A 16,142-nucleotide genomic window follows, 5' to 3' on the forward strand; every position below is an offset into this window, starting at 1 on the left:
GTTAGCCGATGGGCTCCAGGAGAAATGCCAGGGTATCCGATTTTTCGATAGGGCGTGCTGGTCTGGCAAGTAAAGGATCCAGCAACCTTGTTGTCATAATCCTGGTGACTATTTTCTGAGCCAGTGCCTTTACCGGTCCTATCTGGTCACCATTCCATGGAGCAGGATCAATAACAGCTCCGGCACTGTCTAACCGTGGCGGTATATGACCATAGTCATTGAATATCTTATAGCGTGGTTTAATGAAATTGTTGCGGTTAAACTTTGTAAAGTCTACAAGCGAAACCGTACAGTTCAATTGCTTTGCAATGTATGCAGCAGATTGTTCTGAGAACCACCAAAGGTGTACAGGAGGTAAATCCGACATCCAGGGATCTTTCAGGCTGCTTACCGATTTATTGGGTGTAGTTACAAAGATCTTTCCACCCTTCTTCAACATTTTGTACAGACACTCCATGAAGGCAACCGGATGTTCCAGATGCTCAATCACCTCGGTAAGGATGATGAGGTCATATTCTTCCAGGTGGTTTTTATAAAAGTCAAATACATCTGCACATTCATACAGTGCACCAAAAGTATTGGTCGCTTCTGCAACCGCAGTAGCAGAGATGTCTACACCTCTGATATCATATCCTTTCTGATGAATGGCATAAGTAAGATAGCCAAAGCCGGAGCCTACTTCCAGTATGTTCTTGCCTTTAAAGTTATGCAGTACCTCTTGCACAGCCCAGTACATAGACTCTGCATCGGCGAGGAATTTTAAGGCATCTTTACTGGCCTTAGCTTGTTTGCGATAGTAGTAATATCTGTTATAGCCGGGTACAAATTCAGCATTTTTATAAATAGCCTGGTATATTTCTGTTGTGAAATCTACCGGTAGCACAAAACTCGTGTTGCACTGCTTGCATTCATATATATCAAAGGTGTTACCTTCCTGATAACCATGATGATCTTTTGCAATTAAAGTAGAGGGAGCGCCACATAATCTGCACTGCATATATTTATATATTTTTTTGACTAATAGGCACAAATGTAAGCATTAATATTGCCAACTTAAAAACTGTGGAAAAAATATCTGTTATTCCCGGTAATGCCTACCGGCGCCAGATTTTTTTCTTTGCCAGCAACAGCAGATCATTCATTTCTCCGGAAATATTAAAGTAGAGGACCGGTACGATATACAGCACCATAAATACAGTACCTCTTACAAAAATATCGGCCAGGACATTAGGCATATCCGGCAGGTAAAACGCAACAGAAGTAGCCAGCGCACCGATCAGTATGATCAGCGGTGTTTTACTGCTGAATGGCTGCATCTTAAAATACCTCCAGATCATTACCGAACGCAGCAGGCAGAAGAGTAACAACATAATCGCCTGACCAAATGCAGCACCCAATAATGGATTCCATTTGATGAAAAGGATATTGGTAGGGATGGAAAGGATTACGATAATCGTCGCAATAAAAAAGTCCGTTCTCCAGTATTTAGACAAGCTCAGCAGCGTATCATTCATACCCATAGACAGTTCTACCAGCTTCGCAATACCTACTATCAGGAAGATGCTGATCACCGGGTGAAAGTCTTTTCCTTTGCTGAAGAAAACAATATTTTCAATATTAGGCAAAATCAGTCCGAATAAACAAAAGCCTACGATCAGCAGACTTAAAGAAGCATTTTTCTGCATACGGCCTACCTTGTACAGGTCATTGTGCAGGAACGCTTCAGAATATGTCGCACTGCCGATTCCGCGCATGGCCCTTTGCGGCACATCCAGCATCGTCACCATAAAGGTGGCAATGGTATAAATACCCACATCTTTAAGACCTTTCTCACTGATACCCATTATAAGGATACCGTTAAGGGCAAACGGTAAAACAGCGATGACTACCCCGGAAAAGTGAAACAGGGAGAAACTGATCACCTTGCGGTAGATCTTTCTGGTCAGCGTACTGACGTAAAAATTAAGTTTAATACCCTTCTTATACGAAATAAGGATGACCATAGCAATCACCGAGGGCACATACATCAATGAAAAGATAAGGAAGAAGGTATCAATACTGATGATATTATAAATATACAGCACGATGGCTACGGTCTGTACCAGCCGAAAACCGATCTCTTTGATCAGGTTACCGATAGCCGTGCGCTTGAGCATAAAAGAAAATCCCTCCATCTGGCCCATCATCACCAGGGAGATGGTCAGCGGAATCACCAGGTTGAAGTATTGTACCAGCAAAGGAGAATTCTCTCCAAACTTCAGCACAATCAATTCTTTAAAAGCCAGGAATCCAAACAGTATGAGCAGACAACCAAACAAGCCTACCATTAATACCAGGAAAGGCAGGTCATTCTTCTCCCGCCCCAACCGGGCCTGGTACAAAGGAAAAAACTTAAGCAGTGCCGTATTGGTCCCGAAGGTTGCCAGCATGGAAAACAGTACCGATATGTCTCTGAAGATACCCGTAAGACCATACTGGTCCATATTCAGGTATTTGGTATAGAGCAACAGTGTATTTACCGCCCCGAGCGCAAACCCGATAAAGATGTATATAGAAGAAAAAATACTCTGCTTTCTTACAATTCCCATGTAATACTGAATGTATAAATATTATGTCAGGTAAAAGTACTGGATTTATTAATTCTTAAGCTGTTTCAGCTTCTTTTGTATGGCTTTTCGCTCCCCTTCTGTCGCTATATCCTTTTTCAGTGCCATAATATACATCTCCTCAGCTTTAGCTTTATTGTGGTAATGCATGTAATAGTCACCGAGAATGCGATAGGTATCATAATAGCTGGGGTTGGCAAACATCAGGCTATCCGGATTGAAGTTATAATCTGTATGGCCAAAAGCCTGTTTGTTTTTGACCAGGCGGAAGTATAAGTAGTTCTGATATTCTTTCGTATTCAGGAAGCTATCTGCCGGAATGGTGTACTGTGCTACAGACACGGTACCCTTACTAGGTTTAGCTTTCTGTTCAAAAACCTTTTTCAGATCATAGCAAACATAAGCGCCCAGCTGCCAGGGATTGGTACTCACCCAGAAGCGAAGGCTATCCGGCATCATAATGATAGAATGGTGTGCGATCAGTTGGTTAATCGCTTTCTCATTGCCCAGGCCAATATCGGAATTGTTAAGTCCTTTTTGATCTCTCAGAATATTGGCCACTTTAGTCGGATTCAGCGGGTAATCACCCTCCATCAATTGAGAGAGGCGCTTCTGACGGTAGACAGATGCACTGTTTTTCATCTGCTCCCGGTTCGATTCTTCCTTCAGCAGTTCTGTACTCTGGTAGTGATTGGTACAGGTTATGCTATTATCAACTGGATAGTATACATCCAGTTTTTTAGGCGTTTTCTCAATCACCACTGCTTTCTTGTCTATTGCAGAACCGATCAGGAAGCTCTCGCTGACAAACATTTTGCGTGTTTTGGCGATGCGTATAGCCTCATCAATATTTTTAGTGTACTGTAAGATCTCTCTGGCCACCAAGGATACCGGTGTAGCAGCACCGAATGGGATCTGAGAGGGTGCCGCATTTATGGTTACGGTAAGTCCTTTTTCATTCATGCCGGAGACAACCCCAATAAAGCCGCCCCAGGTAATATAGGCAAAGTTGTAGCCCGAATCAGGAGCCACAAATTCTACGATCTTATTTTCGGCAAAGGCATCACCTACCCAGAAATCAAAATTGCGACCGATGATCAGGCTGCTATCCTCCGTCTTATTGGCCCATGCCCCGAAAGAGGTACAGCCTACGAGCATCATGTTCTGCATGGCATGACCTACATCATGTGCTGCATGATAGTTCAGTATGCGGGAGTAACGGGTACCGATCCAGTCAAAACTGTCCAGGGCATATTGTGAGATGCCATAGATTTCCATTTTGTATTCGCGGCTTATATGATCAGAAAGATCCCTGTTCATAAACCCGATAATGTATTTGAGAAATTTGAGATATCCCTCAGAGGGTATCATAGATTTGATCTGGTTGGTAAAGGCTATTTCCTGGTCCACGATCAGCTGCTTGCTCAGCGCTCCCGCTTTCAGGCCCCGCTCATACGGACTGCCGCTTACATACATCTCATAGAGTCCATGCTCATTGCGGCTGATCCAGTTATCGCCCAGTGTAGTCATACTGTCGGTAACCAGTGGTGCCGCGATCTGTACCTTTTCCTGCTCTGTCAGAACCGGCGGTGTAGCGTCAGCGATATTATATACATATATAGCAAATGCACCAGAGAGTAACACCAGAACACCTAGAAAGATAAGGAAAAACTTAAAGATTTTTTTTACCACAGACATGAGAGAGATCCTTTATAAATTAAGCCGAAAATGCGTACAAAGGTAGCACAGCCTTGGCGATATAATTGTTATAAAGAATGTTAAGCATGTGAAATCAATACATTTGTATCATTTAAAATAAATATTTCTGAATATTAGTATAAGTATTGTCTCCTGAATCTGAACAATATAAAGGTAAAATGTTTAAAATGTCACTTTTAGGCGCAAGCAGCGTCATTTTGTCTTATCGGCAGCTCTTGGAACGAAATTTGGAGCTGTTTCAGGTAAAAAGAGACTAAAAATGCAAGAAAAAGGCACTATTTCTATTCATACGGAAAACATCTTTCCGATTATTAAGAAGTTTTTATACTCAGATAATGAGATCTTCCTGCGCGAGCTGGTATCTAACTCCGTTGATGCCTGTCAGAAAGTAAAACGCCTTTCCTCCCTTGGAGAAGTAAAAGGAGAACTGGGTGAGCTAAACGTTTCTGTTGCAGTCGATAAAGAAGCGAAGACCATTACCATAAATGATAATGGTATCGGTATGACCGCCGAAGAAATTAAAAAATACATCAACCAGGTAGCCTTCTCCGGTGCTACAGAGTTTGTAGAGAAGTTTAAAGATGCCAAAGACGCCAATGAGATCATTGGTAAGTTTGGTCTGGGATTCTACTCTGCATTTATGGTAGCCGATAAAGTAGTTATAGACACCCTGTCTTACCGCGAGGGAGCAGAAGCTGCCCGCTGGGAGTGCGATGGCAGTACCTCTTTCGAGATTTCAGAAGGCAGCCGCAGCGAGCGTGGTACTACCATTACCCTGTACATTAATGCCGAATCTGAAGAATTCCTGGAAGAGCAACGCATCGAAAATATACTGAACAAATACTGTCAGTTCCTGCCCATAACTATCCAGTTCGGTACCAAAACCGAGCACGTACCGGATGGTGAGGACGCCGAAGGCAAACCACAATACAAAGAAGTTACTGTAGACAATATCATCAACAATAGTAACCCGATCTGGAATAAGCCACCTTCTGAACTGAAGGATGAGGATTACCTGAACTTTTACAAAGAACTGTATCCATTCTCCGAAGAGCCCCTGTTCTGGATTCACCTGAATGTAGACTATCCGTTTACCCTGACCGGTGTACTGTACTTCCCTAAAGTGAAGAACGAACTGGAGCTGCAACGCAATAAGATCAAACTGTTCAGCCGCCAGGTATTTATTACCGATGAGGTTAAAGACATCGTACCAGAGTTCCTGATGTTACTGCATGGTGTGATCGACAGTCCGGATATTCCGCTCAACGTTTCCCGTAGCTTCCTGCAGGCCGATGGTAATGTGAAAAAGATCAACAGCTATATCACCAAAAAAGTAGCAGAGAAGCTGGCCGATATGTTTAAGAACGATCGTAAAGGCTTTGAAGAGAAGTGGAAAGACATAGGTCTGTTTGTAAAATATGGCATGATCTCTGAAGAAAAATTCAACGACAAAGCCAAAGATTTTGCCCTGCTGCAAAATGTGAAGAATGAATATTACACCCTGCCGGAGTATGCAGAGAAAGTAAGCCCGCTGCAAACCGATAAGAACGGAGAAGTGGTGTACCTGTACAGCGCCAATCCTGCTGCACAAAATACCTTTATCCAGGCCGCGGCCAAGAAAGATTATGATGTACTGCTGATGGATGGTCCGCTGGACAACCACTTTATCGGACAGCTGGAGCAGAAACTGGAAAAGACCCGTATGAAGCGTGTAGATGCTGATGTGATGGACAAACTGATCGAAAAAGAGCACAATTACGAAAGCGTGCTGAACGAAGACCAGACCCAATCAGTAAAAGCACTGTTTGAAAAAACCATCAACAACCAGCAGATGAATGTAGAGGTTACAGCGATGAGCCCAGAGGATCTGCCGGTGACCATTACTATGGACGAGTTTATGCGCCGCATGAAGGATATGTCTAAAATGGGAGGTGGTATGATGAACTTCTATGGCAACCTGCCCGATAGCTATAAAGTATCGGTGAATGGTAACAGCAAACTGATACAGAAGATAGTAGATACACAAGACGAGGCACAGAAAGAACAACTGTCCCGTCAGGCATTTGACCTGGCACTGCTTGCGCAAGGCATGCTTACAGGCGATGCATTGACCGCATTTGTACAGAGAAGCGTAAACTTAATGTAAGCTTTCATCAATCAATTATAGACAGGACCGCAGGCATTTATGCCTGCGGTTTTTTATGTGTATAGACGTTTACAATTCCTTCGCTGGCGCGCAATCCCTGGCGCGTGCCATATACCCCTACCTCAGAGGTAGGGGGGCCTACCCTATAGCTGCGCGCGCACATACCATACCTCGGTATGTCCGATGCCGCGCTCGGAGCTTTCGGGCCAGACCTGCCCGGTTGGTGCCCACCAGCTCGGCGCGCCCGCACCATAGCTCGGTGGAACAATAGCCAAAGCTGCGATCGCGCATAACAGAGCCCGGCCTGTTTATAGAAGACCCCCGCGCTTGCAAGTGCCTTGCTCGCCCCGCCGTAGTTCTTGATGAGCAGCAGCAGGTTTTCAGCAATTTGGGTCAGGTTTGGTACAATTGTAGCCATGCGCCTGATCATACACCGCAGATACACAGGTAGTTGTGCTATAATAGCGCCACCCTGGTATAGACCAGGGCTGGCGCTATTTTTCTTACCTCACTCCTGCTGCAAGAGTGGTGCCTGGGGCAGGCCGCCCTCTATGCGCAGCAAGGCCATAGTCTCTTTCAGCGCATTGGTTATGGGCACATGGTCTTCGTGCAGGATCACCAGCCGGCCCGGCACGGCCAGTATGGTTACGTACCGGCCGGGTACAAAGCAATAGTCTACCAGCCAGTGGCCGGTTATCTTCAGTTGCGGGCCATGATGGCCGGGGCCACGCCCTATCTTTATGCGGTGCATATTGGGGTCAGACTTTCTCTGTTCAGACATAAGTATTGGGGTTTTAGTTAAGTACAAAACAAGGCTATGGACAGTAGCATAAATTATGCAGGCAGGCATAAATTATGCGTTGCTCCGGCATAAATTACTGTACCTTTACTGCTATAATTTTTTTTAGGTAAAACCGTACATTTGTATTCCTATGACGCATACAACACCGAACAAAAACATACACGAGGGCCGCAACCTCAAACGCTTTCGCGAGATGCTGGGCATGAAGCAAGAGGTACTGGCGCAGGAACTGGGTCAGGACTGGACGCAGAAAAAAGTATCGCTGCTGGAGCAGAAAGAGACTATAGAACTACCTGTACTACAACAAGTAGCGGCTATACTGCACCTACCCATAGAGGCCATAAAGAACTTTGATGAAGAGCAGGCGGTGAATGTGATTTCGAATACTTTTACAAGCAACGATACTTCTACATTAAACGCAGTTAATTTACAACCGACCTTCAATCCTTTAGATAAAATGGTTGAGCTCTATGAGCGTATGCTGCAACAGCAAAAGGAGATGATCGATAGGTTAGAGGCATTGATAAAGAGGTAAGTATATTCTAATAAACAATAAAGGAGCCGTGAGGCTCCTTTTTCTATTTTATTAGTAGTGTGTATATATCTATGGATTTTGTTTAGGCACTAATAACTTATTTACACCGTCAATTAATTGGATGTCGAGTCATTTAATCTGATTGTTTCTTTTTGGAGCCGTATACTATTTTGTATTTCCGTTAGTGCTCGGAATTGATCTTCCAGACTTTTACTCATTGACTGAATAGTCATTAATGGTAAAGGCCATAAACTTAATGATTTCTCCAATGTTTTGTCAGAGAGGCAGCCATTATCCGCACTGTGTGATTTCTCCAACTCAGAGAGATACGCGCGGTAAGTAATACCTGGGAACATAAACTGATCAAATGCATTATATGTTTCAACATGAGATTTCAACTCATTATAAACTTGCTTGGAAAGGTTTTGAGTAGCTTTGAATTGAGCGGTTAAATGAAGTTTGTCTTCTTCAGGCTTCTCTTCATAATCCTTCTTAGCTATTTTCTTTGCAAGATTGTAACCACCAATAGCAACAATTAAACTTAAAATACCAATGATTAAATTGTAATCCATATTCTATTTTTATACATTAAAACTAAGGATTTTGTGTCTAGTTGTAACATGAAACTTTTTAAATAACTCCTGCTGGCGCGCGCTCCCAGCGCGTGCGCTAGCCTGCAATCGTTCCCGTCATTTCGAGCACAACGAAGTGTAGCCGAGAAATCTCCTCCATGTTTCCTTCAATCAGGAGATATCTCCATTTCGCTTCGCTTCAGTCGATATGACGATGAGCGTGTTCCCGTCTTTTCGAGCACAGCGGAGTGGTGTCGAGAAATCTCCTGAATGCAAGTATAAAAGGAGATGTCTCCACTCCGGTCGACATGACGATGCCACAGAAAGAGGAGATGTCTCCATTTCGCTTCGCTTCAATCAATATGACGAGTACATTAACCTGCATAGAAGCATGGAAAAACTATTTCCATTAGTTTTGTGCCATTCAAAAAGTACAGATGAAAAAATTACTAAGTTGTCTCTTGTTCTGTAGTGGTGTACTATCTTATGCTGCGGCGCAGGAGAATAATACCAGCATGTCCGTAGCCAATATGTTCCTGACCCATAAAAGCGAATGGGGCAAGGTGTCGAGCGTAAAAGAGCTGGCTACAGCTATTGCCGCGCAGACAACAGATGGAGAGGTACAGTTAAGAATGCTTATGTTATGGATGAATAATTACCTTGAGGTAGATGAGGCTAAATATAATAGTGGCAACTTTCAGCCCACAGGCCTGGACAATGTAATGAAGTACAGGAAAGCATTTGGAATAGATTATGCAGAGCTGACGACGGCGTTCTGCAAAGAGCTGAAGATACCCTGCTTGGGTGTACTGGGCTATAGCAAAATGAAAAACTATGTGGCCGGTACGGGTTTTAAAGAACCGAATGCGAGCTGGAACCTGGTTAAAATTCAGGGCAGGTGGTATATCTGTGACCTGTTCTCTTCGACCCATAGTATGTTGCCCCGCGGCGGATTCATGTCTGTACTCGATACCCGCTATTTTATGCCCGATCCTGCCTGGTATATTACCCATGCCATTCCTATGGATCCAGCATTTCAACTACTGACCAACCCGATCAGTATGCAATCATACACCAATGCAGGTTTGGATGCTATAGATACAAGTGTACATCCGCTGAATAGTGTCGATTATACTGCCTATGCAGAGCAAACACTGAAACTGTCACCTGCTGCAAGAGCTATGCAAGAGGCTAAGGCTGCTTATGCCTATAATCCTGCCAATCCCAATACCCTCATCAACACTTATTACAACCAGGGTGTAGATCTTGCCCGGAATAGTAAGGCAACGAATGAACAACTGAAACGGGCAAAGTCCTACCTTGCCAAAGCAAAGGAGCTGTTGCTAGCCAATACTGCATTGCCAGAGGTGCAGGCCCTCAAAGAGCCCTGCATCAAAGGAATTCAGTATCTTAACACGATTATTAAATAATTTTATGCCACAATCCATGCAATGGGCGCATCTGTACAGCGATGCCCGGCCCAACGATGCCAGCGATAAAACACCCAATAGCGATACCCTGCGCACCTCATTTATGCGCGATTACGATCGCATTATTTTCTCCTCGGCATTCCGCAGGCTGCAGAACAAGACTCAGGTCTTTCCCCTGCCCGGACCGGCATTTGTACACAACCGGCTTACCCATAGCCTGGAGGTCGCCTCTGTAGGCCGTACCCTGGGCAAGGCTGTGGGCCAGCAGATCGCAGAAACCCATAATCTGAGCCCGGCCGGCAAAGAGTTTTATACCTATGAGCTGCCCTCGGTAATCGGTGCGGCATGTCTGGCACATGATATCGGCAACCCGCCGTTCGGTCATTCCGGCGAAGACGCTATCCGGCATTACTTCAATGACCTTGCTGATAGTACGCAGCGCAGGCTGAAAGATAATATGAGCCCCAACCAATGGGCCGACTTCAGCAGGTTTGAGGGCAATAGCAATGCCTTTCGCATACTTACCCATAACTTTAATGAAGCCTCATCGGCCTATAACATTACCCAGACTACACTGGCCGCAATTGTAAAATATCCGGCTACCAGTCTGGAAGGCTTTAATAAAAAGACGGGGCTGATCAGCACCAAAAAATCGGGGTACTTTGATAGCGAGCGCGATGCCTGGAAGAGTATAGCTACACAGCTGGCTCTGCCTCAGCTCGAGGGCTTTGAAGATGTGTATGCCCGCCATCCATTTGTATTCCTCACCGAGGCAGCAGATGATATCTGTTACCGCATTATAGATATGGAAGATGCTCATCGTCTGGGCGTGATCAGCTACCAGCAGATACTGGAACTGTTCCTGCCATTCTTTGACGAAGGGCAGACCTACAATAGCATAGATAAGGTAAGGGAGAAGCTGGACAAGATCATAGACCCCAACCGCAAAGTAGAATACCTGCGAGCAGTATGGATAGGGCGTATGATAGATCTGTGCAAAGAAGCCTTTATGCAGCAGGAGTCACTAATGCTTGCCGGCGGTTTACAGCAATCCCTGCTGGATGTGTTGCCGGAGCGCTATACTACATTGCTGAAGAAGATAGATGAGCAATCGATCAGGCATATATACAATCAGAAAAGTGTGGTAGAGATAGAGATTGCCGGTTTTAATGTAATCGGTAAATTACTGGAGATTTTTGTAGAAGCACTACTGGCTTCCGGCAATGCCAAGTCGGAAAAGGTGCTGCAGCTGATACCGGCGCAGTTCCCGATAGATAAGGAAATGGGATCATTATATCATAACCTGCAGTCGGTTACAGATTATATTTCAGGGATGACGGATCTTTACGCCATCGACCTGTTCCGGAAGATTACGGGAATAACGATTAAGGAACTATAAAAAGCCTATGGCTTATTTCTGGCGGCTGCGCTTGATCCACAAATAAGCCATAGTGCCCATAAATCCTACCGGGATAGCAGCCAGGTACAGAATACCTGTGTTCAGGCTGGACGCTGCACTCTCACCGAAACCTTCGGCGGTTTTGGTACAAACTGCGCAACCCTGTGCAATAGCCTGAGACAGGCTGCATGCGCTGACAATAAGCAGTGCGGATAATTTTTTCATACTGCAAAAGTACGGGTTTTTAATTGACCTGCGTACCGTACATTTTTGTTTGCTGAAATTTGATCTCTTTATCCTTTACTGTAACCTGGTACAATTCCTGGAAAGAACCATCTCCCGGATCGAAACCGATTACCGCACCGTACTCCAGGCTGTCTATACCTTTTACCATAGGTTTTACCACATTGTTTTCATACCATTTCGGAAACAGCTTGTCTGTACTGTTCTGATTGGCACCATAGTTCAGGTCAATCTTGAAGGTGCCGTTAGCAGCACTGCTGTCTGTAGTAGAGATAATGACCTCAAACTTACTTTTATTCAGATCATCTTTGATGGCTTTGGAGTAATCAGCAACTTTTTGCCCTTTGGCCGGTACGGTCCATACATTCAGTTTCGGAAGGGTTTGTTGTGTCTTTTGGCTGTCAGTACCATTATTTTCTTCCCCACAGGAAGCCAGCATAAGCCCGGCAACAGAAAGGACGAGTAAAGCTATTTTTTTCATAGCCGCAAAGTAAATGATTTCGGTTATTTGTACCTAATTTTGGGTTTAATAAACTGCCAACAATGCAAATACCACCCTACCTGAAACCAGGTGATACCATTGCCATAACCTGCCCTTCCGGCTACATACCTAAAGAAACAGTAGGCATTGCACAGCAAATGCTTGAGTCCTGGGGCTACCGGGTAATCCTGGGCGAGACCGTAGGCGAAAGTGATAATTACTTCTCTGCACCGGATGAGGTAAGAAGAAGAGACCTGCAGTCCTTCCTGGACCGTAATGATGTACAGGCCATACTGATGGGTCGTGGAGGCTATGGTATGAGCCGCATTATCGATGACCTGGATTTCAGCCGCTTTATACAGCAACCCAAATGGCTGTGTGGCTTCAGCGACATAACCGTGCTGCACAGCCATGTGCTATCCAATTATGGTATTGCCACCCTGCACGGGCCTATGTGCAGCAGCTTTAAGCCCGAAAATGAAGAGAAGGCATTCCTGAACTCATTCCGATCCGTTATTACGGGTACAGCGGTCGAGTACCCTGTTCCGGAATGTGTATATAACATAGAAGGTACGGCAAGAGGAGTATTAGTCGGGGGCAACCTGGCAATGCTGGCACACCTTACCGGATCGGCTTCGGAACTGAATACAAGAGATAAAATCTTGTTTATAGAAGATATCGGAGAGCATTTATATAATATAGATCGTCTTTTATATAATATGAAACGCAGCGGAGCGTTATCTAATATAAAGGCACTGGTCTGCGGGGGCTTTACCGATACAGAAGATACTACCCGTCCGTTTGGCCAGAATGTATACGAGATCATTCTGAACCATGTAAGATATATGAATATTCCGGTCTGTTTCGACATCCCGTGTGGACATATTGAGGAAAATTTTAGCCTTTCGTTCGGACAAGTGTATGAGCTTCAAGTACTAAAAGGAGAGAATAGATTTTGTCTATCGCAATAGAAAAAAATCTTATAAAAAGAATTACTTGTAGATACAATCTTTTGTTCTATCTTTGCATTGCAATTCTAATCAAAGAGAAACAAAAACTAAAAAAAATAATATTTTTTAATGAAAAAATTTTTTATCTTCGCTGCCGCTTCTACCCTGGCTTTTGCAGCATGTAAAAATTCAGAGGGAGACCAAGCAAAAACAGCAGAAACTCAGGAAGTAGCGAAACAATCTGGTTCGGTATACAACCTGGATACTACAGCAAGTTCTATCAAATGGACTGGTTACCACAAAGGAGGTCTGAATCCTCGTTTCGGTATCATCAAAGCATCTGGTACTGTTTCTGTAGAAAACAATGCAATCACTGGCGGTTCTTTCAACATTGATATGAACACCCTGATTACGGATACAGCTGCAGTTGCTGCTGCTGAAGGTAAAAAATCAACAGATCTGGATGGCCACCTGAAAAGTCCTGACTTTTTTGACGTAGCAAAATATCCAACTGCTAAATTTGAAATTACCAGCGTTGCTCCTTTTGACAGTTCAAAAGTGAAAAGCGTAATCGAAGGTGCTACTAACATCGTTAGCGGTAACCTGACATTAAAAGATAAAACAGTTAACGTAACTTTCCCTGCGAAAGTAAGCGTAAGCGAAACTGAAGTTTCTGTTGAATCTAAATTTGTAATCAACAGATCTGATTGGGGATTGACTTACAAAACAGAAGGAAATCCAGCTGACTGGGGTATCTCTAAAGATATCGAAATCCAGATGAATGTAAAAGCAAAGAAATAATAGTACTTTAATAGTTTTTTTCATAGGTGTAGGTTTTAGTTAAGGGCTTATCTGTCTAGATATGGCCCTTTTTTTATGTCCCTATGTCTCGGGTTTTACCTAACTTCGCAGTCTTATGCAGCACCAATATTTGAGCGAACTGAATGAACAGCAGAGAGCGGCCGTTACACATATTGACGGCCCGTTGATGATCGTAGCCGGAGCCGGAAGCGGAAAAACTAAAGTACTGACTACCCGTATTGCACACCTGCTGCGTAATGGCGTAGACGCCTTTAATATACTGGCACTGACCTTTACCAACAAGGCTGCCGCAGAAATGAAAGAACGTATCGAGAAAATACTGGGCAACTCCGAAGCCCGTAATCTGTATATCGGTACCTTCCACTCTGTATTTGCCAAAATCATGCGTGCCGAAGCGCAGAAAATTGGTTATCCCAACAACTTTACCATATATGATGCCGATGATGCCAAGAGCCTGCTCAGAAGCATTATCTCTGAAAATAACCTGGACGATAAGATTTACAAACCTAATGTAATCTTAAGCCGTATCTCCGGTGCCAAGAACAGTCTGATCGGACCGGCACAGTACCTGAGAGAACCGGCTATTGCCCAGGAAGATGCGCGCGCCAACCGTCCGCTGACGGGGCAGATCTATGCACAATATGCCAACCGCTGTTTCAAAAACGGTGCAATGGACTTTGATGATCTGCTGTTTAAAATGTACGAATTGCTGAAAACACAGCCTGAAGTACTGGCCAAATACCAGCACAAGTTCAAGTATGTAATGATTGATGAGTACCAGGATACCAACACCGCCCAGTATAAAATTGTAAAAATGCTGGCTGCGGTAACGGAAAATATCTGTGTGGTAGGTGATGATGCGCAAAGTATCTACTCCTTCCGTGGTGCAACAATCCAGAACATCCTCCAGTTTCAGAATGACTATGACGATGTGAAAGTGATCAAGCTGGAGCAGAACTATCGTAGTACACAAAGTATCCTGAATGTAGCCAATAAGATTATCGGTAATAACAAGAACCAGATTCCTAAAAATCTGTGGACTGATAATGAAATAGGTGAGAAGATAAAACTGGTCAGAACCCTGACAGACAATGATGAAGGCCGTTATGTTGCCGATGCTATTGCGGAGCATAAACTGCGTTATCACTATAGTAACAAAGACTTTGCCATCCTGTACCGTACCAATGCGCAAAGCCGTTCTTTCGAGGAAAGCCTCAGAAGAATGAACATTCCTTACCGCATATTCGGTGGTCTGTCGTTCTACCAGAGAAAGGAGATCAAAGACTTTATCGCCTACCTGCGTGTTACTGCCAACCCGAGAGATGAAGAAGCGATTAAACGCATCATCAACTACCCGGTAAGAGGCATTGGTAAAACCAGCCTGGAGAAAATGGTGATCGCAGCAAATGAAAGCGGTAAACCATTATGGGAAGTGATACAGGCGCCTACTGCTTATGGCCTTAAAGGTGCATCTGCGGCAGCGGTAGAAACATTTGTAACACTGATTAAAAGTGCACAGACCATGCTGAAAACGCATAATGCCTATGATGTGGCATTTGCCGTAGGTAAGCATAGTGGTCTGGTAAAAGAGTTATACGCAGATAAAACGGTTGAGGGTCTGCAACGTTATGAGAACGTACAGGAATTACTCAACTCTATTAAAGAATATACAGAGACGCCAAACGCAGACGGAGAACTGGAAGAAGATAAAAGCCTGGGTACTTACCTGCAAAACATCACCCTGCTGACCGATGCGGATAAAGAAAATGACGAAGACCAGGATGTGGTAAAACTCATGACCATTCACGCGGCAAAAGGACTGGAATTCCCTTGTACCTTCGCTGTGGGATTGGAAGAAAACCTCTTCCCATCAGCTATGAGTCTATATGCCCGTGAAGATCTGGAAGAAGAGCGTCGTCTCTTCTACGTTGTGGTAACCCGTGCAAAGGCGCGTCTGTGGATTACATTCGCCAACAGCCGTTATCGTTTCGGACAGCTGGTGCAAAATGATCCGAGCCGCTTTATAGATGAGATTCCTCAGGAATATATAGATAAAAGCTATGCAGGAATGGCTGGCGCAAGAGGATCATTCTCTTCGGGCCAGGGCAATTCAGGTGGTGGCGGAACATTCGGTAAACGTGCTGCGATCCAGCCGAAAGCAGCTGCCCCGCAGGAAAGAAGTAATATCGTTCAGGCGAAGAGCGCGACTGCATCCTCTACGTCTTATAGCCATACCCCATCTGCTGATTTCACTGCCAGTAATCCTGGCGATATGGAAGTAGGACAAAAAGTAGAACATATGAAATTCGGTTTTGGTACTATTCGCGGCCTCGATGGTAATCCTAATAACCGCATGGCCACTATTGATTTTGAAAATGGTATAGGTGTGAAGAAAATCATGCTGCAATATGCCAAGCTTAAGATTATAGAATAAAAC

15 protein-coding genes are annotated in these 16,142 nt (G+C 44.3%); 8 read left to right on the forward strand and 7 right to left on the reverse strand.

What is annotated here, in order from left to right; genetic code table 11:
* Position 1: 1 nt before the first annotated feature.
* The 3 genes from EMP01_RS04710 to EMP01_RS04720 form a co-directional block, all read right to left on the reverse strand.
* Positions 2-997 (reverse strand): class I SAM-dependent methyltransferase, encoded by a 996-nt coding sequence (locus EMP01_RS04710; protein ID WP_129020317.1) that lies wholly within the window; start codon positions 995-997, stop codon positions 2-4.
* A gap of 97 nt (positions 998-1,094) precedes the next feature.
* Complete coding sequence (locus EMP01_RS04715; RefSeq protein ID WP_129020318.1) at positions 1,095-2,588, reverse strand: lipopolysaccharide biosynthesis protein; 1,494 nt, start codon at positions 2,586-2,588, stop codon at positions 1,095-1,097.
* Positions 2,589-2,636: 48 nt separating this feature from the next.
* Complete coding sequence (locus EMP01_RS04720) at positions 2,637-4,304, reverse strand: C45 family autoproteolytic acyltransferase/hydolase (protein ID WP_129020319.1); 1,668 nt, start codon at positions 4,302-4,304, stop codon at positions 2,637-2,639.
* A gap of 280 nt (positions 4,305-4,584) precedes the next feature.
* Between EMP01_RS04720 and htpG the strand changes: the two genes are divergently transcribed.
* A complete protein-coding gene (gene htpG / locus EMP01_RS04725; RefSeq protein ID WP_129020320.1) occupies positions 4,585-6,471 on the forward strand; it encodes a molecular chaperone HtpG in 1,887 nt (628 codons plus the stop codon).
* A 508-nt stretch (positions 6,472-6,979) separates the two neighbouring features.
* On the opposite strand, the gene EMP01_RS04730 is transcribed toward htpG, so the two are convergent.
* The gene (locus tag EMP01_RS04730; protein ID WP_129020321.1) at positions 6,980-7,252 is read right to left on the reverse strand and encodes a SymE family type I addiction module toxin; all 273 of its coding nucleotides are present in this window, start codon (positions 7,250-7,252) and stop codon (positions 6,980-6,982) included.
* A gap of 151 nt (positions 7,253-7,403) precedes the next feature.
* Here EMP01_RS04730 and EMP01_RS04735 point away from each other — a divergent pair, with 151 nt between their 5' ends.
* Positions 7,404-7,808: a helix-turn-helix transcriptional regulator gene (locus EMP01_RS04735; RefSeq protein WP_129020322.1), complete on the forward strand. Its 405-nt coding sequence runs from the start codon at positions 7,404-7,406 to the stop codon at positions 7,806-7,808.
* Positions 7,809-7,921: 113 nt separating this feature from the next.
* On the opposite strand, the gene EMP01_RS04740 is transcribed toward EMP01_RS04735, so the two are convergent.
* The gene (locus EMP01_RS04740; protein WP_129020323.1) at positions 7,922-8,380 is read right to left on the reverse strand and encodes a hypothetical protein; all 459 of its coding nucleotides are present in this window, start codon (positions 8,378-8,380) and stop codon (positions 7,922-7,924) included.
* Positions 8,381-8,631: 251 nt separating this feature from the next.
* On the opposite strand from EMP01_RS04740, the gene EMP01_RS15500 reads away from it, so the two are divergent.
* From EMP01_RS15500 to dgt, 3 genes are read left to right on the forward strand one after another with little or no spacing between them, the layout of a single operon-like run.
* Positions 8,632-8,793 (forward strand): hypothetical protein, encoded by a 162-nt coding sequence (locus tag EMP01_RS15500; protein WP_161971220.1) that lies wholly within the window; start codon positions 8,632-8,634, stop codon positions 8,791-8,793.
* A 24-nt stretch (positions 8,794-8,817) separates the two neighbouring features.
* A complete protein-coding gene (locus EMP01_RS04745) occupies positions 8,818-9,810 on the forward strand; it encodes a transglutaminase domain-containing protein (RefSeq protein ID WP_129020324.1) in 993 nt (330 codons plus the stop codon).
* Positions 9,811-9,814: 4 nt separating this feature from the next.
* A complete protein-coding gene (dgt, locus tag EMP01_RS04750; RefSeq protein ID WP_237559474.1) occupies positions 9,815-11,209 on the forward strand; it encodes a dGTP triphosphohydrolase in 1,395 nt (464 codons plus the stop codon).
* A 12-nt stretch (positions 11,210-11,221) separates the two neighbouring features.
* Here dgt and EMP01_RS04755 read toward each other — a convergent pair whose 3' ends face one another.
* Together EMP01_RS04755 and EMP01_RS04760 are read right to left on the reverse strand one after the other, a co-directional pair.
* Positions 11,222-11,434: a hypothetical protein gene (locus tag EMP01_RS04755; protein ID WP_129020325.1), complete on the reverse strand. Its 213-nt coding sequence runs from the start codon at positions 11,432-11,434 to the stop codon at positions 11,222-11,224.
* Positions 11,435-11,453: 19 nt separating this feature from the next.
* Complete coding sequence (locus EMP01_RS04760; protein ID WP_129020326.1) at positions 11,454-11,933, reverse strand: hypothetical protein; 480 nt, start codon at positions 11,931-11,933, stop codon at positions 11,454-11,456.
* Between the two features lie 62 nt (positions 11,934-11,995).
* Between EMP01_RS04760 and EMP01_RS04765 the strand changes: the two genes are divergently transcribed.
* The 3 genes from EMP01_RS04765 to EMP01_RS04775 all read left to right on the forward strand — a co-directional run bounded on the left by EMP01_RS04765 (position 11,996) and on the right by EMP01_RS04775 (position 16,139).
* Positions 11,996-12,904 (forward strand): S66 peptidase family protein, encoded by a 909-nt coding sequence (locus EMP01_RS04765; protein WP_129020327.1) that lies wholly within the window; start codon positions 11,996-11,998, stop codon positions 12,902-12,904.
* 108 nt (positions 12,905-13,012) lie between these two features.
* Positions 13,013-13,684, forward strand: coding sequence for a YceI family protein (locus tag EMP01_RS04770; protein ID WP_129020328.1), 672 nt, complete (start codon positions 13,013-13,015; stop codon positions 13,682-13,684).
* Positions 13,685-13,799: 115 nt separating this feature from the next.
* Positions 13,800-16,139 carry an ATP-dependent helicase gene (locus tag EMP01_RS04775; protein ID WP_129020329.1) on the forward strand — a complete coding sequence of 780 codons (2,340 nt, stop codon included), beginning with the start codon at positions 13,800-13,802 and terminating at the stop codon, positions 16,137-16,139.
* Positions 16,140-16,142: the final 3 nt, after the last annotated feature.

The sequence above is a fragment of the Edaphocola flava genome (assembly GCF_004118155.1).
Lineage (GTDB): Bacteria > Bacteroidota > Bacteroidia > Chitinophagales > Chitinophagaceae > Edaphocola > Edaphocola flava.